Annotated in this window: 19 protein-coding genes; 11 read left to right on the plus strand and 8 right to left on the minus strand. The window is 70.7% G+C overall.

Features of this window, described 5'->3' with window-relative positions:
- Positions 1-28: 28 nt before the first annotated feature.
- From ABD339_RS02995 to ABD339_RS03010, 4 genes are all read right to left on the minus strand, one after another.
- Positions 29-604 (minus strand): TerD family protein, encoded by a 576-nt coding sequence (locus ABD339_RS02995; protein ID WP_344561828.1) that lies wholly within the window; start codon positions 602-604, stop codon positions 29-31.
- Between the two features lie 122 nt (positions 605-726).
- The gene (locus tag ABD339_RS03000) at positions 727-1,302 is read right to left on the minus strand and encodes a TerD family protein (protein ID WP_344561830.1); all 576 of its coding nucleotides are present in this window, start codon (positions 1,300-1,302) and stop codon (positions 727-729) included.
- Between the two features lie 183 nt (positions 1,303-1,485).
- Positions 1,486-1,944, minus strand: a complete 459-nt coding sequence (locus ABD339_RS03005) for a peroxiredoxin (RefSeq protein WP_344561832.1) — start codon at positions 1,942-1,944, stop codon at positions 1,486-1,488.
- A gap of 181 nt (positions 1,945-2,125) precedes the next feature.
- Positions 2,126-2,563: a DUF3052 domain-containing protein gene (locus ABD339_RS03010; protein WP_326690604.1), complete on the minus strand. Its 438-nt coding sequence runs from the start codon at positions 2,561-2,563 to the stop codon at positions 2,126-2,128.
- A gap of 499 nt (positions 2,564-3,062) precedes the next feature.
- On the opposite strand from ABD339_RS03010, the gene aceE reads away from it, so the two are divergent.
- Complete coding sequence (aceE, locus tag ABD339_RS03015; RefSeq protein WP_344561837.1) at positions 3,063-5,810, plus strand: pyruvate dehydrogenase (acetyl-transferring), homodimeric type; 2,748 nt, start codon at positions 3,063-3,065, stop codon at positions 5,808-5,810.
- Positions 5,811-5,925: 115 nt separating this feature from the next.
- Here the strand turns inward: aceE and ABD339_RS03020 are convergent, their stop codons facing one another.
- Entirely contained in the window at positions 5,926-6,426 is a 501-nt protein-coding gene (locus tag ABD339_RS03020) for a peptidase inhibitor family I36 protein (protein WP_344561839.1), read from the minus strand.
- A gap of 347 nt (positions 6,427-6,773) precedes the next feature.
- Positions 6,774-8,390, minus strand: a complete 1,617-nt coding sequence (locus ABD339_RS03025; protein WP_344561841.1) for an MFS transporter — start codon at positions 8,388-8,390, stop codon at positions 6,774-6,776.
- 184 nt (positions 8,391-8,574) lie between these two features.
- Between ABD339_RS03025 and ABD339_RS03030 the strand changes: the two genes are divergently transcribed.
- The 7 genes from ABD339_RS03030 to ABD339_RS03060 all read left to right on the plus strand — a co-directional run bounded on the left by ABD339_RS03030 (position 8,575) and on the right by ABD339_RS03060 (position 17,092).
- Complete coding sequence (locus ABD339_RS03030) at positions 8,575-9,204, plus strand: TetR family transcriptional regulator (protein ID WP_344561843.1); 630 nt, start codon at positions 8,575-8,577, stop codon at positions 9,202-9,204.
- Positions 9,205-9,372: 168 nt separating this feature from the next.
- On the plus strand, positions 9,373-10,662 hold the full coding sequence (locus ABD339_RS03035; RefSeq protein ID WP_344561845.1) for an alpha/beta hydrolase: 1,290 nt from the start codon (positions 9,373-9,375) through the stop codon (positions 10,660-10,662).
- Positions 10,663-10,810: 148 nt separating this feature from the next.
- Positions 10,811-11,689 carry a DUF4429 domain-containing protein gene (locus ABD339_RS03040; protein WP_344561847.1) on the plus strand — a complete coding sequence of 293 codons (879 nt, stop codon included), beginning with the start codon at positions 10,811-10,813 and terminating at the stop codon, positions 11,687-11,689.
- A gap of 374 nt (positions 11,690-12,063) precedes the next feature.
- The gene (locus ABD339_RS03045) at positions 12,064-13,575 is read left to right on the plus strand and encodes a sensor histidine kinase (protein WP_344561848.1); all 1,512 of its coding nucleotides are present in this window, start codon (positions 12,064-12,066) and stop codon (positions 13,573-13,575) included.
- A complete protein-coding gene (locus ABD339_RS03050; protein WP_344561850.1) occupies positions 13,572-14,297 on the plus strand; it encodes a response regulator in 726 nt (241 codons plus the stop codon). Before ABD339_RS03045 ends, ABD339_RS03050 begins: the two co-directional genes overlap by 4 nt.
- A 232-nt stretch (positions 14,298-14,529) precedes the next feature.
- Positions 14,530-15,753 carry an alpha/beta hydrolase gene (locus ABD339_RS03055; protein ID WP_344561851.1) on the plus strand — a complete coding sequence of 408 codons (1,224 nt, stop codon included), beginning with the start codon at positions 14,530-14,532 and terminating at the stop codon, positions 15,751-15,753.
- The gene (locus tag ABD339_RS03060; protein WP_425575869.1) at positions 15,731-17,092 is read left to right on the plus strand and encodes an acyltransferase family protein; all 1,362 of its coding nucleotides are present in this window, start codon (positions 15,731-15,733) and stop codon (positions 17,090-17,092) included. The genes ABD339_RS03055 and ABD339_RS03060 overlap by 23 nt, the downstream gene beginning before the upstream one ends.
- On the opposite strand, the gene ABD339_RS03065 is transcribed toward ABD339_RS03060, so the two are convergent.
- The gene (locus ABD339_RS03065; protein WP_344561852.1) at positions 17,071-17,583 is read right to left on the minus strand and encodes a MerR family transcriptional regulator; all 513 of its coding nucleotides are present in this window, start codon (positions 17,581-17,583) and stop codon (positions 17,071-17,073) included. The genes ABD339_RS03060 and ABD339_RS03065 overlap by 22 nt on opposite strands.
- A gap of 79 nt (positions 17,584-17,662) precedes the next feature.
- Here ABD339_RS03065 and ABD339_RS03070 point away from each other — a divergent pair, with 79 nt between their 5' ends.
- On the plus strand, positions 17,663-18,487 hold the full coding sequence (locus ABD339_RS03070) for a serine hydrolase domain-containing protein (protein WP_344561854.1): 825 nt from the start codon (positions 17,663-17,665) through the stop codon (positions 18,485-18,487).
- A gap of 93 nt (positions 18,488-18,580) precedes the next feature.
- Here ABD339_RS03070 and ABD339_RS03075 read toward each other — a convergent pair whose 3' ends face one another.
- The gene (locus ABD339_RS03075; RefSeq protein ID WP_344561856.1) at positions 18,581-19,252 is read right to left on the minus strand and encodes a pirin family protein; all 672 of its coding nucleotides are present in this window, start codon (positions 19,250-19,252) and stop codon (positions 18,581-18,583) included.
- A gap of 104 nt (positions 19,253-19,356) precedes the next feature.
- Between ABD339_RS03075 and ABD339_RS03080 the strand changes: the two genes are divergently transcribed.
- Complete coding sequence (locus ABD339_RS03080; RefSeq protein ID WP_344562327.1) at positions 19,357-20,559, plus strand: PucR family transcriptional regulator; 1,203 nt, start codon at positions 19,357-19,359, stop codon at positions 20,557-20,559.
- Between the two features lie 100 nt (positions 20,560-20,659).
- Entirely contained in the window at positions 20,660-21,607 is a 948-nt protein-coding gene (locus ABD339_RS03085) for an ACP S-malonyltransferase (RefSeq protein ID WP_344561857.1), read from the plus strand.
- Positions 21,608-21,615: the final 8 nt, after the last annotated feature.

The following is a 21,615-nucleotide window of genomic DNA, read 5'->3' on the forward strand; positions in this document are numbered from 1 at the left end:
ATCGTGTCGTCTACGACGTTGGAGGCGCCTAGGCGACATTGACGCCGAAGTCTAGGGCGATGCCTCTCAGCCCCGATGCGTACCCCTGTCCGACCGCACGGAACTTCCACTCTCCGTTGTAGCGGTACAGCTCTCCGAAGATCATCGCGGTTTCCGAGGAAGCGTCCTCCGTGAGGTCGTAGCGCGCCAGCTCGACACCGTCGGCCTGGTTGATCACCCGGATATAGGCGTCGGTGACCTGTCCGAAGGTCTGGTGCCGCGTTTCCGCGTCGTAGATCGAGACCGGGAAGACGACCTTGTCGACCTGGGCGGGGACCAGGGAGAGGTCCACCAGCACCGTCTCGTCATCCCCGCCGGAGCCGCCGATCAGCTCGTCTCCGGTGTGCTCCACAGAGCCCTCGGGGCTCTTGAGGTTGTTGTAGAAGATGAAGTACTCGTCGCCGAGTACGCGCCCGCCCGAGCACAGCAGCGCGCTCGCGTCGAGGTCGAAGTCGGCGCCCGTGGTAGAACGGGCCTTCCATCCCAGGCCGATCTGGACCTGCGTCAGGTTGGGTGCGGCCTTCGAGAGGGAGACGTTCCCCCCTTTGGCGAGCGTCACGCTCATGTTCTGGTCCTCTCCCCGGTGTGTGAGGCGTCCAGTGTGTCCGCACCACCGAGCGCCGCACACCTCCCGGTTACGGAAGTCTGCGGCGCCCGTGGCTGCCGGTGTCTGTCCGAACGGGTCGGTCAGACGTTGACGCCGAAGTCCTGCGCAATGCCGCGCAGGCCCGAGGCGTAGCCCTGGCCGATGGCACGGAACTTCCACTCGGCGCCGTGGCGGTACAGCTCCCCGAAGACCATGGCGGTCTCCGTGGAGGCGTCCTCGCTCAGGTCGTAGCGCGCCAGCTCGTTGTTGTCGGCCTGGTTGACAACGCGGATGTAGGCGTTCCGCACCTGGCCGAAGCTCTGCTGACGGCTCTCGGCCTCGTAGATCGAGACCGGGAAGACGATCTTGTCCACATCGGCGGGCACCCCGGCGAGGTTGACCTTGATCACCTCGTCGTCGCCCTCGCCCTCACCGGTGAGGTTGTCACCGGTGTGCTCCACGGAGCCGTCGGGGCTCTTGAGGTTGTTGAAGAACACGAAGTTCTGGTCGTTGGCGACCTTGCCCGCCGTGTTCGTCAGCAGGGCGCTCGCGTCGAGGTCGAAGTCGCTGCCGGTGGTCGTGCGTGCGTCCCAGCCCAGACCGACCACCACCGCGGTCAGATTCGGGGCCTCCTTGGTCAGCGAGACATTGCCGCCCTTGTTGAGGCTGACTCCCACGAGTCCTCCTGAAAAATTGTTCGTAAGGAGCACTGCGTGCCCCCCGTATTTGGATGCCGTCAGATCAACGATTCGATCCTAGTGAGCGGTTCCCCCGGATACAGCCCTCTTACGGACCGGGATTCCGCCTTTTGGTTCGCGGGCCCGCGGCATCCAGCGCGCGCCGGTACCGGAAGGGCCGATTCAGAGGCTTTCGAGGGCGGTTACGTACTCGTCGAGGTCACGCGCGTCCGGGAGCCCGTTGACGACGGTCCAGCGCACGACGCCCTCCTTGTCGATGATGAAGGTCCCGCGTACGGCGCAGCCCTTCTCCTCGTCGAAGACGCCGAAGGCCCTCGATGCCTCACCATGCGGCCAGAAGTCGGACAGGAGCGGATATTCCAGCCCTTCCTTCTCGGCGAATACGCGCAGCGCGAACGGCGAATCGTTGGAGACGGCCAGCAACTGCACGTCGTCATTGACGAACTTCGGCAGTTCGTCCCGCAGCGCGCACAGCTCACCGGTGCACACGCCGGTGAAGGCGAAAGGGTAGAAGAGCAGAACGACGTTCTTGCTGCCCTGGAAGTCCGAGAGCCGCACGGTCTGGCCGTGCTGGTCCTTGAGCTGGATGTCCGGGGCCTTGGTGCCGGCGTCGATCGCCATGTCGGTGTTCCCTTCGCAGAGCGGGACAGGTGCCTGCCCCACCCTATGCACCGAGCCCCTGGCGGCAGTGGGCCGGTCAGGGGCTCGGGAAACGCACACCGGGAAACCGGACCTGACCGCCGCAAGCGGCCGGAAACGGTACAGAGATGGCTAATAGGCATATAGCGGACTGGCCGCGAGTTCAGCGCTTGTTCGGCGCACCCTTCGGGGTGACGAGGCGGCTGCCGGTCCAGTCCTTCGCGGCGTTGAAGCTCTTTGTCTGGGAGAGCCCCGCGGTCTGGGACGCCTCACCGATCTCGCTGGGCTCGACGTAGCCGGTACGGCCCGTCTTCGGGGTCAGCAGCCAGACGGGGGCGCCTTCGTCGATCATCGTGGTCGCGTCCACCAGCGCGTCCGTCAGGTCGCCGTCCTCATCACGGAACCACAGCACCACGGCATCGGCCACGTCTCCGTAATCCTCGTCAACGAGCTCCTGGCCGGTGATTTCCTCAATGGACTCGCGGAGCTCCTGGTCGACGTCGTCGTCGTAGCCGATCTCCTGGACCACCTGCCCGGGCTGGAAACCCAGCCTTGCGGCGGGGTTGGTCCGCTCCTCCGCGTGGTCCGCGGTCGCGCTCACGGATTGCCTCCTGATCATGTATCTGAATATGGCTTGCGCCCCGTGCGTACGCGAGGCATGGGCCGTAGTCCACACGGACGGGCCGGATCACGCAAGTACCCGGCCGTCGATCCCGCCCAAACGTTGACGTGTCATCCCACAATGCCTGATCGAGAGTGATTCGCACCACATTGAGGTCGCCAGGATCTGTCAGGTTTGCCCAAGCTGTGATCGGGGAGGCGAGAGGGTGCCGCGACGAGCCGAACGAATGTTTGCCCCCACCCCGGCCACCACCACTACTGGGCGTAACATGGCGGTTTGACCGCCTTCCCCGTGCCTGTTTCGCACCCAGCCTTCGGCCCGCCTTGAAACGCGCTGGGTTACCTCTCGGTAGAGATGACGTAATCGCGGCTGCGGTACACGATGGAGGCGGCGCGACACCCCACAGAGCACCAGTCCACGGCGTGCGCTGCCACCCAGTTCGCAGAGCACGACACGACCGATACAGCGAAGGAACAGCGTGGCTTCCGGATCCGATCGCAATCCGATCATCATTGGCGGCCTTCCCAGCCAGGTCCCGGACTTCGATCCTGAAGAGACCCAGGAATGGCTCGACTCTCTCGACGCCGCCGTCGACGAGCGCGGACGGGAACGCGCCCGCTACCTCATGCTCCGGCTCATCGAGCGCGCCCGCGAGAAGCGCGTCGCCGTCCCGGAGATGCGCAGCACGGATTACGTCAACACCATCGCGACCAAGGACGAGCCGTTCTTCCCCGGCAACGAGGAGATCGAGCGCAAGGTCCTCAACGCGACCCGCTGGAACGCGGCCGTCATGGTCTCGCGCGCCCAGCGCCCCGGCATCGGGGTCGGCGGCCACATCGCCACCTTCGCCTCCTCGGCCTCCCTCTACGACGTGGGCTTCAACCACTTCTTCCGCGGCAAGGACGACGGCCACGGCGGGGACCAGATCTTCTTCCAGGGCCACGCCTCCCCCGGCATCTACGCCCGCGCGTTCCTGCTCGACCGGCTCAGCGAAGCCCAGCTGGATGGCTTCCGTCAGGAGAAGAGCAAGGCCCCGCACGGCCTGTCCAGCTACCCTCACCCCCGGCTGATGCCGGACTTCTGGGAATTCCCCACCGTCTCCATGGGGCTCGGCCCGATCGGTGCGATCCACCAGGCGCGGATGAACCGCTACATGGAGGCCCGGGGCATCGCCGACACCTCCAAGTCGCGAGTGTGGGCCTTCCTCGGTGACGGCGAGATGGACGAGCCCGAATCCCTCGGACAGCTCTCCCTGGCCGCCCGCGAGGGACTGGACAACCTCACCTTCGTCATCAACTGCAACCTCCAGCGCCTCGACGGCCCGGTACGCGGTAACGGCAAGGTCATCCAGGAGCTGGAGTCCTACTTCCGCGGCGCCGGCTGGAACGTGATCAAGCTGGTCTGGGACCGCTCCTGGGACCCGCTGCTGGCCCAGGACCGGGACGGCGTGCTGGTCAACAAGCTGAACACCACGCCCGACGGCCAGTTCCAGACCTATGCCACCGAGAGCGGCGGCTACATCCGCGAGCACTTCTTCGGCGGCGACCAGCGGCTGCGGCAGATGGTCGAGGGCATGACGGACGATCAGCTCCTGCACCTCGGCCGGGGCGGCCACGACCACCGCAAGGTCTATGCCGCGTACAAGGCCGCCGCCGAACACAAGGGCCAGCCGACCGTCATCCTGGCGCAGACCATCAAGGGGTGGACGCTGGGCCCCAACTTCGAGGGGCGCAACGCCACTCACCAGATGAAGAAGCTGACTGTCGAAGACCTGAAGGGCTTCCGCGACCGGCTGCACCTGCCGATCCCCGACAGCGATCTGGAGTCGGGCCTGCCGCCCTATTACCACCCGGGGCGCGACTCCGAAGAGATCCAGTACATGCACGACCGGCGCAAGGAATGCGGCGGCTACGTGCCCACCCGGATCAACCGCGCCAAACCCCTGAGCCTCCCGGACGACAAGGCGTACGCCGCCTTGAAGAAGGGCTCGGGCCAGCAGCAGATCGCCACCACCATGGCCTTCGTGCGCCTCTTGAAGGACCTGATGCGGGACAAGGAGATCGGCAAGCGCTTCGTGCCGATCGCCCCTGATGAGTACCGCACCTTCGGAATGGACTCCTTCTTCCCGTCCGCCAAGATCTACAACCCGCTGGGCCAGCTCTACGAGTCCGTGGACCGTGAACTGCTGCTGGCCTACAAGGAGTCGCCCACCGGTCAGATGCTGCACGACGGCATCTCCGAGGCCGGCTGTACTGCCGCGGCCATCGCGGCGGGATCCGCCTACGCCACACACGGCGAGCCGCTGATCCCGATCTATGTCTTCTACTCGATGTTCGGATTCCAGCGCACCGGCGACCAGTTCTGGCAGATGGCCGACCAGATGTCGCGCGGTTTCGTGCTCGGCGCCACCGCCGGACGCACCACCCTCACGGGCGAGGGCCTTCAGCACGCCGACGGCCACTCGCATTTGCTGGCCTCCACGAACCCGGCAGCCGTCGCCTACGACCCGGCCTACGGCTTCGAGATCGCGCACATCGTCCAGGACGGGCTCCGCAGGATGTACGGCTCCAGCGCCGAACACCCGCAGGGCGAGGACATCTTCTACTACCTCACCGTCTACAACGAGCCGATCCGGCAGCCGGCCGAGCCGGAGAACGTGGACGCGGACGGCATCCTCAAGGGGCTCTACCGCTACCGCGCCGGCGAGCAGGGGACCCACTCCGCTCAGATCCTCGCCTCCGGAGTGGCGATGGCCTGGGCGCTGGAGGCCCAGCAGATCCTCGCCGAGGAGTGGGACGTGCGGGCCGACGTCTGGTCGGCGACCTCCTGGAACGAGCTGCGCCGGGAGGCCGTGGAGGTGGAGGAGCACAACCTGCTGCACCCCGAGGAGGAGCAGCGCGTCCCCTATGTCACGCGCAAGCTCCAAAACGCGCAGGGCCCGAAGCTGGCGGTCTCGGACTGGATGCGGTCGGTTCCCGACCAGATCGCGCGCTGGGTGCCGGGCATCTACCAGTCGCTGGGGGCCGACGGGTTCGGCTTCGCCGACACCCGTGGTGCGGCCCGTCGCTTCTTCCACATCGACGCGCAGTCCATCGTGCTGGGTGTGCTGACCGAACTGGCCAAGGAGGGGAAGGTGGACCGCTCGGCGCTGAAGCAGGCCATCGACCGCTACCAGCTCCTGGATGCCTCGGCGGCCCACCCCGGCGCCGCGGGCGGCGACGCCTGAGAGCCTGACGCTCTGGCGGGGGTCTTCGCGGCCCGCGCCACGGTCCCCCGGCCGGGGGCGGTCCACGAGACCGCCCCCGGCCGCTTTTGTGCGCAGCGGGTACCGGGCTGCCATCTCAGTGCTCCCACACCTTGAAGGCGCGTGCCTTGTAGGGCAGTTGGGGTGTCCACGAGCCCGCGGGGTGGGTGGCGAACTCCGCGGTCTCCGCGCACTCCTCACTCTGATAGAGCGTCACGGGCCGGCCCGTGCGGTTCGCCGATGAAATGGCCGAGACACCGGCCGGCAGGCGCACACAGCTCTCGATGTCGATACCGCTCAGCTCGAAGGCGCGGGGCTTGCCGCGGAAGTCGGCGCGCGGCCACAGGCACAGCTCGCCCGATCCGCACTTTCCCAGCCGTGGGGACGCCGCTCGCCGCGCCGCGCTGTGCTGGGCCGCCGCAGGGCTGCGCTGTGCTTGCGCGGCGCTCTGCCGGGCCCCCACCGCACTCCGCTCGGCTGTCGCCGCGCTCTGGGCGGCTCCGGCCGGCTGCGCTGTCAGCGCCGCGAGCACCGCCAGCGCCATTGCCGCTACCGCTCCGGCCGCCTTCTTCGGACCTCGTCCGGACATGCCTGTCATGGCTGATCACTCCCCCGCTCGTGCCGGGTCCGTTGTCGCCCGGCGTGTGATCAGCATGTCGGCGCCACGAGAGGCGGGCCAAGAGCAAACGGCCCGGTTCACCGGGACAGGTGGCGGAGTTGTCCACAACCCGCGAGTTATCCACCGTCCAGGTGTACCGGGCCGCTCCAGCCCAGGCCGTTCCCCGTACGCGGTCGTTTTCCGTCAAAGGCACACAACCCCACCGCGTATGCGTCAGGCCGCGTGCCAGGAACGCGGTACGCGCGACCATTTCGCGTCAGAGGCGCGCGACCGCTTCACGTCGGAACCGCGACCGCTTCGCGCCGGAAACGCGCGACCGCTTCGCGTCAGATGTGCACGGACGGTCCCGCGTCGTTGGTGCCGCGGCTGGTGAAGACCGCGACGCCCGCGGCGAGGACCGCCACGATGCCGGCGCAGATGAAGGCCAGGCCCATGCCCGAGATGAACGAGTCGTGCACCACGTGCTTCATCGCCTCGGCCGCCTGGGCGGGGGTGCCCTTGGGAGCCGGGGGCGCGACGCCGACCTCGGCGGCCTCCCGCAGAGCCGCCTCCTGCTTGCCGGGCAGCGGGGGCAGCTTGGCCTCGGCCCACTTCTTCGGCAGTTCGCTGCCGACGCGGGAAGCCATCACGGCACCCAGCACGGCCGTACCGAGGCTGCCCCCGACCTGCATGGCCGCCTGCTGAAGGCCGCCCGCGACACCGGCGTGTTCCAACGGAGCGTTGCCGACGATGACTTCGGTGGCGCCGACCATCACGGGAGCGAGCCCCAGGCCGAGGATGCCGAACCACAGCGAGGTGATGCCGATACCGCTGTCGGCGTCCAGCGTGGAGAGGCCGAACATCGCGACGGCCGCCAGCACCATGGCGGAGACCAGCGGGATCCGGGGGCCGAACTTGGTGATGACCGTGCCCGCCAGCGGCGAGGCGACGATCATCATCGCGGTGAGCGGCAGCAGCCGCAGGCCGCTGTCAACGGGCGAGAGCCCGTTGACGTTCTGCAGGTAGAAGGTGACGAAGAAGATGCCGCCCATGAAGCCGAAGGCCATCAGCACCATCAAGACGGTGCCCGCGGTCAGCGGTACCGAGCGGAACATGCTCAGTGGAAGGAGCGGTTCCTTGGCCTTGCCCTCCCAGAAGCCGAAGCCCGCGAAGGAGAGCACCGCGACGGCGAGGAACGTCAGGGTCTTGGGGTCGCCCCAGTGCCAGTCGGGCGCCTTGATGATCGCCCACACGAGGCAGAACATCGCCACGGACAGCAGCACGATGCCCAGGACGTCGAACGAGCGCGGCGCGTTCTCCGCGCGCCGGTCGAGCAGCAGTACCAGGCCCATGACCAGGGCGAGCGCGCCGACGGGCACGTTGATGAAGAAGACCGACTCCCAGCTGACGTGCTCGACGAGCAGCCCGCCGACGATCGGTCCGGCGGCTGTGGAGGCACCGATGACGGCGCCCCAGATGCCGATCGCGGCGTTCAGCCGCTCGGCGGGGAAGGAGGCGCGCAGCAGGCCGAGCGCGGCCGGCATCAGCAGCGCCCCGCATATGCCCTGGAGGACGCGGAAGGCGATGACGAGCGAGACGCTGCCCGCGACACCGATCGCCGCCGAGGCGGCGGCGAAGCCGACCACACCGACGAGGAAGGTCTGCCGGTGACCGAAGCGGTCACCGAGCTTGCCCGCAGTGATCAAGGAGACGGCAAGTGCCAGCAGATAGCCGTTGGTTATCCACTGCACGTCGGCGAGTGACGCGCCGAGGTCCTTTTGGATCGCGGGGTTCGCGATGGCGACGATCGTGCCGTCGAGGGCCACCATCGCGACGCCGAAGGCGACGGTGACGAGGGTCAGCCACGGGTGTCCGCGCAGCCCCTTGGGAGAGTCCGCGCCGCCCTCCCCGGGCTTCGCTGGATCCGGCGCGTCGTGCGCGACGGTGCTGGTCTGGGTGCTCATGGCGCGAGGATAATGACAGCCGCTGACAATTGACAAACAGGATTATTCGCCGGTAAATGTCAGCCCGGCAGCTCGATGAGAGACTCGTCAACTCGATGAGAGAAGCCGAGGGCAGCGCTCCGAAGAGCGAAGACCCGAGCACCGCGGATCTGAGAAGCCGAGCCCCCGGAGAAGGAATCAGCACGTGACCGGCCTGCGCGAACGGAAGAAGCAGCGCACCAGGGACGCCCTGGTGCTGGCCGCCCATCAGTTGTTCGTCACGCAGGGATATGACACTACGACCGTCGACCAGATCGCCGAGGCGGTCGAGGTCTCCCAGCGCACGTTCTTCCGCTACTTCGCCAACAAGGAAGAAGTCGCGCTCTTCGTCCAGGACATGACGGTGCGGCGATTCTTCGAAGGCGTGTGCGCCCGGCCCCTCTCCGAGGCCCCCCTGGAGTGCCTGCGCCGCACTCTGGATGAGACCTGGGAGGACGTGGGCGAGGCCATCGAGGCGATCACCCCGCTTGAGCTGTACCTGCGGATGTGCCAGGTCATCGAGGTCACACCCGCGCTGCTGGCCGCACACCTGCGCCACTCGCTGCTCGTCGAGCAGAAGCTCGTCCAGGAGATCGCGCGGCGCACCGGGCTGGATCCAGAGCGCGACCCCCGCCCCCGGGTGCTGGTCGCCGCCTTCACGGGGGTGATGCTCTCGGCCGGACGCCACTGGGGGCTGCGCGACGGAGTCTCGCTGGAGGAGGCCCGGAGGGTGACCCGGGAGCACGTCGAACAGCTCGGCCCGGCGCTCAGTGCCGACTGGCGCCAAGACCGTTAGAGCCGACCGGAGCCAAGACCGGCAGAGGGGCGGGAGGGCCGCGCGGAGAGACGGACCGCCACCTGCGCGCTCCGCTTCGGCCGAGCATCCCATGTGAAACGTGAGATGACTCACGGGCATTCCGTCAATGCCTGGATGACGGCCGGCATCTCCTAAAGTGGCGCCCCAGTGACTTATTTTTCCGCCCTGGGCAACCCCTTTTCCGGCAGCGGCTTCCCCTCGACGGGAGTCCCCGGCACCACGGCCTGGCGTGCGCTGCTCGCCCTGGCCGTGGTCTTCGTGCTGCTGGCGACGACCGGATGGACGGCGCTCCGCAAACACGACCTCGCCTCGGGGCCGCGCGCCGCCGCGCTGATGGCCTGGGAGAAGGGCTCTTTCGCCGGGCATCCGCTCCCCGATCCGGACGCGTCCGCCGGCCGCATCGCGCGCTACTTCAAGACGCTGGACTCCGCGCAGCAGCGCACGCTCGCCCGGCGCTACCCCCTGGTCGTCGGCAACCTCGGCGGGGCGCCCGTACAGCTGCGCTACCGGGCCAACCACTCCGCCCTCCTCAAGGCCCGCGACACCGAGCGCGACCGGATGACCGACCAGCGGCTGACCGACGAGGGACGCCAGGACGCGGAGAACCGGATGCACCGCTTCGAGTCGATGCTGCGCCCCGGGCGGCAGATCCTCGCCTTCGACCCCACGGGGCGCGGGCGTGCGGCCGAGGTGTTCGGGGACCTGGAGCGGGCCCAGCGCGTCTCGGTGGTGGTGCCCGGTGTCGATACCGAGCTGGTGACCTTCGAGAAGTCCTCGATGCCGTACTCGGCGCCGGTCGGAATGGCCAAGTCGCTCCAGCGCCAGCAGCACGCCACAGCGCCCTATGTGCGCACGGCGACGGTCGCCTGGGCCGACTACACGGCGCCCGCGGGGCTCGGCGTGGACGCGGCGTCCGGCGGTCCGGCGCAGGACGGGGCCAAGCGGCTCAACGACTTCGTCCGGGCACTGCCCGCCACCTCCCGGGCAGGTTCCGGGGCCGCCTCGGGAGGGGCCCCGCGCGAGGCCGCCTCCCCGAAGGTCTCGCTCTTCTGTCACAGCTACGGCTCCGTGGTCTGCGGGGTGGCGGCCCACCTGATGCCGGGTGATGTCACCGACATCGCCGTCTCCGGCAGCCCCGGTATGCGCGCCGACAACGCGGCGCAGCTGGGTACGAGCGCCCGCATCTGGGCGATGCGTGACCGGGACGACTGGATCGCGGACGTTCCCCACATGCACGTAGGCGGCCTCGGCCATGGCGCCGACCCGGTGTCCGCCGGTTTCGGAGCCCGGCACCTCTCGGCCGCCGGTGCCGTCGGCCATACCGGCTACTTCGCCCCGCACACCCAGAGCCTCGCCAACTTCGCCGCCGTCGGCACCGGCTCGTACGCGGACGCCGGCTGCGACTCCTCCGACCCGGAGTGCTCCTCCGTCCCCTGAGCCACCCGGGCACCCGTCCTCCTGGCTCCCCCGCGTGCCCGGTCTCCGGCCGGGCACGCGTGCTCTCCAGCGCCGCTCTCGCAGCTGATTACGCGCGTAGCACGGCAGAGGGGGGACGTGCGGGCAACCGGCGCTTACGATGGCCCGCATGGGTGATGTACTGGCTGGAATTCACTCCACCTGGGAGTTCGATTCAGACTCCGTGCTCATCCGCTTCGAACGGGGGATCCGCACACCGAAGCTCTTCCACGTTCTCGGAGAGCGACGCGTCCCGTACGAGGCGCTGAGCGCTGTCGAGCTGGTCCCGGGCGGCAGGCGTGGCACCGTGGTGCTGCGTGCCCTGCCGCGCGAAGGCGCCGACCCGCTGCTGGAGGCGGCTGCGGGCCAGCTCAAGGACGGCAGCGACCCCTACCGACTGGTGCTGCCCGCCGAGCGGGAGACGCTCGCGGACTACTACGCGACGCAGCTGCGGGCTCTTCTGCCCGAGCACCGGCGAAAACCCGCCGAGCACTACCTGGTGGCCGTGCCGTCGCCCCCGCAGAGCTTCAAGGCGTACGACGGCAAGGCGTCCTTCGACGGCAGGACCGTCACCTTCCGCTGGTTCTGGACGGGGGCCTCCACCGCGAAGTGGAAGGCCGGCGACCAGTTCTTTCCGGTCGGCGAACTGGAGGGCGTCGAGTGGCGCTCCCCGGAGGGCCTCAGCGGCCATTTGCGACTGCGCCCGCGCGGGGCCGAGGTGCTGGCCGAGGCGGACCAGGACCCGGCCTCGGTGGTGTTCGGCCTGGGATACGGCTCGGTCTACGAGTCGCTGCCCTTCGCCGCCTCGGTACTGGCGGCGGTACGCGCGGCCGATCCCGTTCCGGCGCCGGAAAGCGTCCCGTCCGCCGCCTCCAGCCAGCAGCACCACCGCTCCGACCCCGCCGACGTCGCCGAACGCATACGGCACCTGGGCAAGCTGCACGAAGCCGGCCTGCTGACGGACGACGAGTTCACCGCCAAGAAGGCCGAACTGCTCGCCGAGCTCTGACCGGTTCCCGACACCGGAACCGAAGGTTCCTGAGCACCGGATCCGCACACACCGACTCCGAACACCACACTCCGCCGCCGAAGCCCGATACCGGGCTCCGACCCTGAAACCGGCACCGGTATCCGGCGCCGAAGTCCGACGCCGCGCGCTTCCCGCCTCCTCCTGCTCCGTACCGCACCCTGCCAGGGGCAGGTACCGGGGTAGGGGGCGGACAGCTACTCCGGTAGGACGCGGGGGACCTCGCCACTCCGTACGCTGGCCACGCGATGTCATCGACCCCACCTCCCCCGCCCGGCCGCGCCGGGCGGGACCCCGGGCACGAGTCCCGGCGCACCCCGCGCACCCGCGGCTTCCGGCGCATGCCGCGCGTTCGCATGCCCGCGGAAGCCGCGAGCGGGCTGCGGGCCCTGGGGGCCGCTCTGCTGACCCCGGCACCCTCCCGCGAGCCTCTGTTGGGGCATGTGAGGGCGCGGTGGGTGCGCGGCATGCCCTATGTGCTGGCGTTCGGCTTCGTCATCGTCCTGCTCCCCGTCACCACGCAGGTCCTGACCAGCGACTACGAGCTGAACGGTGCGCTGTCGGCCGCGCTCGGAGTGGGGCAGACCGCGCCGCTGCTGCTGGCGGTGACGCGGCCACTGCCGGCCTGGTGGATCATCTTCACCGCCAACACCACAGGGGCCCTGGCACTGCTGGGGACCGACCACGACGCGCTGCGCCCGTGGCCGTGGCCGGCGCCGGTCATCGTGGGCTATCTGGTGCTGTGTCTGGCGCTGGCGCTGCGGGAGAGCCGCCGCACGCTGCTGGGTGTCTGGATCGTCACAGTGGTCGTCTCGCTGGCCCTCGGCTTTGTCTCCCCCGGGCGCAGCGAGGGCACGAACGTGCTGCTCATCGTACTCAGCGGCGCGATGCTGCTGCTCGGTGCCACGCTGCGGGAGCGGGCCGAGGCCCAGCGGCGGCTGGCCGAGCAGGAGACCATCAACGAGGCGGAGCGCGCCCAGCGCACCCTCCTGGAGGAGCGGGCGCGCATCGCCAGGGAGTTGCACGATGTGGTCGCGCACCATATGTCGGTCATCACCGTGCAGGCCGACAGCGCGCCCTACCGGCTCGGCGGTCTGCCCGAGGCCGCACGCGAGGAGTTCGGCACCATCGCCGCGACGGCCCGCGAGTCGCTGGCCGAGATGCGGCGCCTGCTCGGCGTGCTGAGGAGCGAGGGGGCCCAGGGCGAGCGCGCCCCGCAACCGGGCCTGGAGCGCTTGGAACAGCTCGTCGAGGCGACGGTGCGCGCCGGGGTACCGGCCGAACTGAGTGTCGATGTACCGGATACCGCACCGGGCTCGGGCGAGAGCGTGGCGGCCCGGCCGGCGCAGGCCGTGACGCTCTCGGCCTACCGGATCGTGCAGGAGGCGCTCGCGAACGTCGTACGGCACGCCCCCGGCGCCGTCACCCGCGTCTCGGTCACGGCGGACGGGGCGGACCTGACCGTGCTGGTCGTCAACGCGGCCTCGCCCGCACCGGAAGGCGCGCCGTTGGAGACCACGGGCACCGGGCACGGACTGGTGGGAATGCGGGAGCGGGTACGGCTGGTCGGCGGCAGCCTCGACATCGGCCCGCTGCCCGACGGCGGCTTCCGGGTCGCCGCGAGACTGCCCCTGGACGGCCGCCCCGAGAAGACCGGTGGACGGCCCCGGACCGACGCGGACGGGAACGAGGACGGGGACAGGGACCGGAGCGCGGGCGGGAGTGGGAGTGGGGATGTGGACGAGCCCCCGGGGAAGCGGCGGGAGAGGCCCCCGGAGGAGCGGCGGGAGGCCGCCCCGCCACCGCATGAGGACGGCACGCGGCGTGAACACCCGCACGGAGACGGAAAGGACACCCCTACGGCATGAGCGGCACCGGAACACCCGGCGCTTCCTCCCCGGTGACCCGCGTGGTCATCGTCGACGATCAGGCGATGGTGCGCGCGGGCTTCGCGGCGCTGCTCGCGGCGCAGAGCGACATCGACGTGGTCGGCGAGGCACCGGATGGTGCGCGGGGCATCGAGCTGTGCCGCGCCGCTCATCCGGACGTCGTGCTGATGGACGTCCGGATGCCCGTGCTGAACGGGCTGGAGGCTGCCCAGCAGCTGCTGGAGCCGTCACTCGGGGTCACGCACACGCCCAGAGTGCTGATGCTGACGACGTTCGATGTGGACGACTACGTCTACGAGGCGCTGCGAGTGGGCGCGAGCGGCTTCCTGCTCAAGGACGCGCCGCCCGCCGACCTGATCGCCGCGGTGCGCGTGGTCGCGGCGGGTGAGGCGCTGCTGGCGCCCTCGGTGACCCGGCGGCTGATCGCGGAGTTCGCCCGCCGGCCGCGCCCCCGCACCCGCAGGAGCCGTGCCTCGGATCCCGCGCTGCGGCTGAAGGGGCTGACCGAACGGGAGACCGAGGTGCTGGAGCTGGTGGCCCGGGGCCAGTCGAACGGGGAGATCGCCGGGTCGCTCCTGCTCGCCGAACAGACCGTGAAGTCCCATGTGAGCCGGATCTTCACCAAACTCGGGCTGCGGGATCGTGCCCAGGCGGTCATCTTCGCCTACGAGTCGGGGCTGATCGCGCCCGGCGACCAGTAGGCACGGCGCGCGCCGGCCCGGCCGAGGACCGGCCCGGCCGGTGACCAGCCGCCGGGGCCGACCGGCCGGACCGGCCGGTCGCGCGGGCCCGGTTCGCCTCGTCCTCCCCCTACTCCGGTACCGCTCCGGCGTTCGCTCCGTGGGGTGACGCCCACGAAGCCTGCGGCGCCGCACGCTTCCTCCGTCGCCCCTTCCGGACCTTCCGGGAGGCGGCAGAAGGAGGGAGACCGTCATGAAGCGCCGCCTCAAGCGCGCTCTGATCGCCGCCTCGCTCGCCGCCGCCACCGTCGCGGGGACGACGGGCCTGGCCCTGGGCGCCGAGCAGACCCCCGTGACGGGGCCGGCGCCGGGTGCCGCCGCGTGGCGCACCGACGACTCCCTGGGGCGCGCGCTGCCCGACCCCGCTACGGCCGGCCCCGAACGAGTGGCCGCCTTCTTCGCCGGACTGGACGCCGCCCAGGTGCGCACGCTGGCCCGGCGCCACCCGCTCACCGTCGGCAACCTCGACGGCGCCCCGGTACGCGTCCGCTACCGGGCCAACAAGCTCGCCCTCAAGAACGCGCGGGAATCCGAACTCTCGCGTGCGGCCGATCCGGAGCTGACGGCTCAGGACCACCGGCTGGCGCGCGCGAAGGCCGACCGCTACTCCAGCCTGCTCGCGCCACGCCACCGGATACTCGCGTTCGACCCGCGCGGCAGGGGCCAGGTCGCCGAGGTCTACGGAGATCTCCCGCACGCCGACCGCACCGCCGTCATCGTCCCCGGTTCGGACATCGACCTGGGCACCTTCGACGCGGGCGGGAAGAACCACTACGGCAAGCCGGCGGGCATGGCCACGTCGCTGCGGGCCGAGATGACGCGGCGCGCCCCCGCGACCCGGACGGCCGTGATCGCCTGGGTCGGCTACACCACTCCGGTCGGCCTCGGCCCTGACGCGGCCACCGGACGCCTGGCCGAAGCGGGCGCGCCCCGCCTGGAGCGCTTCTTGCACGGCCTGGCCCGGACGGGCGCGCCCGCGCCGGCCCTGCTGTGCCACAGCTACGGCTCGGTCGTCTGCGGTGAGGCCGCCTCCTCGCTGGATCGCCGGGACGCCCGGGACATGCTCGTCTTCGGCTCCCCCGGCATGCGGGCCGGTTCGGCGTCCGCCCTGCGCACCCGGGTGCCGGTGTGGGCGGCGCACTCCGAGAAGGACTGGATCGGCGAGATTCCGAACGTCAGCGTCCTGGGACTGGGACACGGCGCCGATCCGGCCGGTGCGGACTTCGGCGCCCGGGTGGTCTCCTCCGGCCGGGCGGACGGGCATGCGGGCTATCTCAAGCCCGGCACCGACTCGCTGGCCAACTTCTCCGCCGTCGCGCTGCGTTCGTACGGCTCCGTCCACTGTTCGGCCGCTTCGAAGGAGTGCTCCGATGCCCGTTCCAAGACCCGCTCCGATGCCCGTTCCGAGGCCGGCTGAGGCACACGAGGGTTCACTGCCCCCCGCCGACAGCGACCCCTCGCCCATCGCCACACCCACCGCACCCGGCCCACCCGCTCTGCCTGTCGCAGAAGCCGCGCACCAGCGCGTCCCCGCGGGCAAGGTGCGGGCGCGGGCCGTGCGCGCCGTGCGCGCCGTCGACGAGCGCACCCCCGCACACCGTGACCGGGCCATCGACGGGCTGCGCGCGCTGGCGCTGCTCGGCGTCGTACTGGGCCACTGGATGCTCGGCGGCCTCCCCCTGAACGCGTCGGGGGCGCTGCACAATGCCAGTCCGCTGGCGACCTTCGGCGAGCTGGCCCCGCTGAGCTGGGTCCTCCAACTCCTGGGCGTCTTCTTCCTGGTGGGCGGCTACGCCTCAGCGCTCTCCTACCGGCGCCACCGCGCACGCGGCGGCTCGGCGGCGGTCTGGCTGCGCGGGCGGCTACTGCGCCTGGGCCGCCCCGTGCTGGGGGTCACCGCCGTGTGGGCGGCCCTCCTGCCGGCGCTCTCGTTCTTCGGGGTGCCGGGGGCGACGCTGCGTACGGCGGCCGTCCTGGTCGTACAGCCGCTGTGGTTCGTCGGCGTCTACGCGGGCATCACGGCGCTGACGCCGTACTGCCTGCGGGCCTGCGAGCGGTGCGGAGCATGGTCCGCCGCTCCGCTGCTGGGCTCGGTGGCGGTCGTGGACTTCCTGCGCTACGGGCCGCTCGCCGACGCGGTGCCGCCTTGGACCGGTCTGCTCAACCTGCTGCCCGGATGGCTGTTCGCCTACCAGCTGGGCGTCTGCTGGGGGGAGGACAGGCTGCGTGCACGAGGCGGTGCCGTGCTGCTCGCGGGGGGCGGAGCGCTGTTCGCCGTGCTGCTGGTCTTCTTCCACTATCCGGTGTCGATGGTGGGCGTTCCGGGCGAGACGCGCACCAACTCGCACCCTCCGTCGCTGCTGGTGCTCGCCCTCGCCTCCCTCCAGTGCGGCGCCGCGATCCTGCTGCGCGGACGGCTCGCCTCGGCGCTGCGGCGGCCGGCCCTGTGGGCGCCGGTCGTGGTCGTCAACCTCTCGGCCATGACGGTCTTGTGCTGGCACCAGACGGCCATGCTGGCGACGGCGGTGCCGAGCATTCCATGGGGCCCGGTCGGCGGGCTGACAACGGTGCCCGATTCGCCGGGCTGGCCGGCGGCCCGGCTGGCCTGGCTGCCGCTGTTCGCCCTCGTTCTGGTGGCGACGGGGTGGGTGACGCGGTGCTTCGAGGTGCCGTGGAAGGGCGCGGGGCGTGGCCTCCGGGTCCTGGCGGGCGCCTTGGCCACGGCCTTCGCGCTCTACACCTTCGCGGTGGTGTGAGGGCGAGCGGGCTGCGAGTAGATGTCGATCTTGCGATTGAGGACCGCGAGGGTGTCGTGCAATTCGTCGATGCGGCGCAGCACATCCTCTCTGGTGGTCTCCAGCAGAGCCCTGCGCTGGCCGAAGGTCTCCGCGCCCTCGCGCACCAGTTCCGCGTAGCGGACCATCCCGGCGACGGACATACCTGTCAGCCGCAGCTTGCCCACCAGATCCAGCCAGTCCAGGTCGGGGTTGGTGAAGCGGCGCTGTCCCGTGTGGGTCCGGTCCACGTGCGGCATCAAGCCGATCCGCTCGTACCAGCGCAGCGTGTGGGCGCTCAGGCCGGTGATCGCGGCCACCTCGCCGATGGTGTATCTGTCCTGCCCTTCGGGGCGCGGGCCTGCGGCCTCACCCGCTCCGCGCCGGGTCCGCGCCGTACGGGTCCCTCCGCTCTCTCGGGGCTCGCGGGTGTCTCGGGTCTCCGTGTCCGTTCCGGAATCCATCACGGTCATAAGTGAACGGTACAAAGTTGGAGTGCGCTCAAAGCAACGGTAAAAACGACGGCAATTCCTGGGCGTTAGGCTCGGGCCCATGGAGAGCCTGCGGATGATCGAGACCTGGCCGGCGCCGACCGCCGCCGCTGCCGTCGTACGTGCGGACGGCACCCTCGCCGGCACGCACGGGCCCACCGGACAGCGGTTCGCGCTCGCCTCCGTCACCAAGCTGCTGTCCGCCTACGCGGCGCTCGTGGCCGTGGAGGAGGGCGCCGTCGAGCTGGGAGAGCCTGCCGGACCGGAGGGCTCGACGGTGCGGCATCTGCTGGCGCACACCTCGGGCCTGGCCTTCGACGAACAGCGCACGATGGCTGAGCCGGGCACCCGCCGGATCTACTCCAACACGGGCTTCGAGACGCTCGCCGACCACCTGGCGAAGGCGACGGAGATCCCCTTCCCGCGGTATCTGCACGAGGCGGTCCTCCAGCCACTGGGCATGGCCTCGACCGAACTTCCCGGCTCCGCAGCCAAGGACGCCGTCTCCACCGTGGCGGACCTGATCCGCTTCGCCGCCGAGCTACAGGCCCCGACGCTCCTGGACCGTACGACCGTCCAGGAGGCGACCTCGGTCGTCCACCCCGGCCTGAACGGGGTACTGCCCGGATACGGACGCCAGAAGCCGAACGACTGGGGGCTCGGCTTCGAGATCCGCGGCACCAAATCCCCGCACTGGACGGGTGACACGTCCTCGCCGCGCACCTTCGGGCACTTCGGCCAGTCGGGCACCTTCTTGTGGGTGGATCCCGAAGCGGGCGCCGCGGGCGTGGCGCTGACCGACCGGGACTTCGGCCCCTGGGCGGCAGAGGTGTGGACGCCGTTCACGGACGCGGTCCTGGCCGAACTGGCCGAATCACGCGGGTAGCCCCCCGGACGCGGGCACGCCGACCCCGGACGCGGGCGGCGAGAACAACGCGCGCCGATGCCTCCGCCGGGGGCGCGCGTTATCCCCGCGCGCTCACCCGTACGCCGGCTCCGCGTGCATCTCCCACAGCAGCAGTTCCGCGCGGCCCAGCGCCCGCAGCTCCAGGCCCTCCGCGTCACCGATCCGCGCGGCGTCGCCCTCGCGCAGGTCCTGCTCGCCCAACAGCGCCTCGCCGCGCACGACATGGACGTACACGAAGGCCGCGTCCGGCACCGCCGTGCGTTCCCCGTCCGCCAGGCGCCGCACATGCAACACCGCCTCGGTGCGGGGCAGCGCGAAGGGTGTGCCGTCGGCGATGCCCCGGACGATCTCGTACTCGGGTTCGGTGCCGAAGGCCCCGGGCACCAGCCACATCTGGACGAAGCGCAGCGGCCCCGCTCCCGCGTTGCGCTCGGTGTGCCGCAGCCCGCTGCCGGCGCCGAGCCGCTGTACGTCACCGGGGCGTACCAGGGTGGAGTGTCCCGCCGAATCCCGGTGTTCCAGCTCGCCCTCGATCACCCAGGTCACGATCTCGACGTCCCGGTGCGGGTGAAGCGGGAACCCGGCGCCGGGGGCGAGGCGTTCTTCGTTGCACGCCACCAGCAGTCCGAAGTTCACATTCTCCGGGTCGTAGAAACCGGAGAAGGAAAAGGCGTGCCGGGTGTCGATCCCGGCCTCCCGATCACCGCCCCGGTACCGCTCGGCGGCCCTCCGCACCTGCGTCATACAACCACCGTAGCCCCGGCGGACCCGCGCCCTCCGCCGCCGGACAGGGCTGGCGGTACTCCCGGCCGGCCCCCGCCAGCCCCCGCGCCCTGGCACTCCTTCCGATAAGGCAGGCTTGTCCCGTGCCCGAACCCACAGTCCCGCCCCAGCACCCGCACCTGGCCACCTTGCGCAGACTCGAACAGTCCTCGGGCAAGCTCGCCGCCGCCGCCATCGCGCGCATGGACGATCAACTGCCCTGGTATCGCGCCATGCCGCCGGAGAACCGCTCCTGGATCGGCCTGGTCGCGCAGGCGGGCATCGCGGCCTTCACCGAGTGGTTCCGGCACCCCGAGACGCCGCAGGCGATCAGCACGGACGTGTTCGGTACGGCGCCCCGCGAACTGACCCGGGCCATCACCCTGCGGCAGACCGTGGAGATGGTGCGCACCACCATCGAGGTCGTCGAGACGGCCATCGACGAGGTGGCGGCGCCCGGCGACGAGTCCGTGCTGCGCGAGGCGCTGCTGGTGTACGCGCGGGAAATCGCCTTCGCGACGGCCCAGGTCTACGCGCAGGCGGCCGAGGCGCGCGGCGCGTGGGACGCCCGCCTGGAGTCGCTGGTGGTCAACGCGGTCCTCTCGGGCGAGGCCGACGAGGGCGCGGTCTCCCGGGCAGCGGCGCTGGGCTGGAACGCTCCCGAACACGTCGCCGTAGTCCTGGGCACCGCGCCGGACGGGGACAGCGAGCTGACGGTGGAGGCCATCCGCCGCGCATCGCGGCACGCCAAGCTCCAGGTCCTCACGGGGGTACTGGGCACCCGTCTGGTGGTGATCGCCGGCGGCTCCGACGACCCGCTGAAGGCGGCGAAGTCCCTGATCGGCCCGTTCGCGGCCGGGCCGGTGGTGGCGGGGCCCGTGGTGGGCGATCTGCTGGCGGCGACCCGCTCGGCGCAGGCGGCGACGGCCGGGCTGAAGGCGTGCGCCGCCTGGCCGGACGCCCCGCGTCCGGTGCTGGCGGACGATCTGCTTCCGGAGCGCGCGATGGCGGGCGACCCCGCCGCCAAAGAACTGTTGGTGGAGGAGATCTACAGACCGCTGGAGGAGGCCGGCTCCGCGCTGCTGGAGACGTTGGGCGTCTACCTGGAGCAGGCGAGTAGCCTGGAGGGCGCCGCGCGGATGCTGTTCGTACACCCCAACACCGTGCGCTACCGGCTGCGACGTGTGACGGACGTCACCGGCTGGTCGCCGTCGGATGTGCGCTCCGCCTTCACCCTGCGTATCGCGCTGATCCTGGGGCGTCTCGCCGACTCCGGGGACCAGCCGTAAGCTGGCCCGCGTCTTTTGTCGAGGGTCCACAATTCCCCTCACCGTTCTTCGTCTCGGTCCCCACCGGCGGGGACCACTGCCCACAAGAGAGAGTGAGAGAGTGCTCGTACTCGTCGCTCCCGGCCAAGGCGCCCAGAAGCCTGGCCTGCTGACCCCCTGGCTCGAACTTCCCGGCGTCTTCGACCGGGTCGCCCAGTGGTCGGCCGCCATCGATCTCGACCTGGTGCATTACGGCACCGAGGCCGACGCCGAGGCCATCCGTGACACGGCCGTCGCCCAGCCACTGCTGGTCGCGGCGAGCCTGCTGTCCGCCTACGAACTGCTGGACAACCGGCCGGAACAGGACTCGCCCGGCTCCTTCGGCGCGGTCGGCGCGGTCGCGGGCCACAGCGTCGGCGAGCTGGCCGCCGCCGCGCTGGCCGGGGTGCTGACCCCGCTGGAGGCCATGCGGATCGTGCGGGCCCGCGCCCTGGCGATGGCCGAGGCCGCGGCCATCAGCGAGACCGGCATGTCCGCCGTGCTCGGCGGCGACCAGGAGACCGTCACGGCACACCTGGACAAGCTCGGCCTGACCCCGGCCAACATGAACGGCGCCGGCCAGATCGTCGCGGCCGGCACCACCGAGCAGCTCGCCGCACTCTCCGCGGACCGGCCAGAGAAGGCCAGGGTCATCGCGCTGAAGGTCGCGGGCGCCTTCCACACCACGCACATGGCATCCGCCGTACCCGCCATGGAGGCGGCCGTGGCGGACATCGAGCCCGGCGATCCGGCGGTGCGCTACGTCTCCAACCTCGACGGCCAGGTCGTGGACTCGGGCCAGGAGGTCGTGCGCCGTCTCGTCCACCAGATCTCGGCGCCGGTGCGCTGGGACCTGTGCATGGACACCTTCGGGGAACTGGGCGCCACCACCTTGATCGAACTGTGCCCCGGCGGCACCCTCACCGGCCTGGCCAAGCGCGCGCAGCCGCAGCTGCGCAATCTGGCGCTGAAGTCGCCCGACGACCTCGACCCCGCCAGGGCGCTCGTCGCCGAGCACCTGTCCGCCTGACTCCAAGG

The organism is Streptomyces axinellae (genome assembly GCF_039532135.1).
GTDB lineage: Bacteria > Actinomycetota > Actinomycetes > Streptomycetales > Streptomycetaceae > Streptomyces > Streptomyces axinellae.

Excerpts from the sequence above, each read along its gene's own strand:
- ABD339_RS02995 (WP_344561828.1), bottom strand. The coding sequence starts at position 604 with ATGAGCGTGACGCTCGCCAAAGGGGGGAACGTCTCCCTCTCGAAGGCC.
- ABD339_RS03005 (WP_344561832.1), bottom strand. The coding sequence starts at position 1,944 with ATGGCGATCGACGCCGGCACCAAGGCCCCGGACATCCAGCTCAAGGAC.
- ABD339_RS03020 (WP_344561839.1), bottom strand. The coding sequence starts at position 6,426 with ATGACAGGCATGTCCGGACGAGGTCCGAAGAAGGCGGCCGGAGCGGTA.
- ABD339_RS03025 (WP_344561841.1), bottom strand. The coding sequence starts at position 8,390 with ATGAGCACCCAGACCAGCACCGTCGCGCACGACGCGCCGGATCCAGCG.
- ABD339_RS03040 (WP_344561847.1), top strand. The coding sequence starts at position 10,811 with ATGGGTGATGTACTGGCTGGAATTCACTCCACCTGGGAGTTCGATTCA.
- ABD339_RS03045 (WP_344561848.1), top strand. The coding sequence starts at position 12,064 with ATGCCCGCGGAAGCCGCGAGCGGGCTGCGGGCCCTGGGGGCCGCTCTG.
- ABD339_RS03050 (WP_344561850.1), top strand. The coding sequence starts at position 13,572 with ATGAGCGGCACCGGAACACCCGGCGCTTCCTCCCCGGTGACCCGCGTG.
- ABD339_RS03055 (WP_344561851.1), top strand. The coding sequence starts at position 14,530 with ATGAAGCGCCGCCTCAAGCGCGCTCTGATCGCCGCCTCGCTCGCCGCC.
- ABD339_RS03060 (WP_425575869.1), top strand. The coding sequence starts at position 15,731 with ATGCCCGTTCCGAGGCCGGCTGAGGCACACGAGGGTTCACTGCCCCCC.
- ABD339_RS03065 (WP_344561852.1), bottom strand. The coding sequence starts at position 17,583 with ATGACCGTGATGGATTCCGGAACGGACACGGAGACCCGAGACACCCGC.
- ABD339_RS03070 (WP_344561854.1), top strand. The coding sequence starts at position 17,663 with ATGGAGAGCCTGCGGATGATCGAGACCTGGCCGGCGCCGACCGCCGCC.
- ABD339_RS03075 (WP_344561856.1), bottom strand. The coding sequence starts at position 19,252 with ATGACGCAGGTGCGGAGGGCCGCCGAGCGGTACCGGGGCGGTGATCGG.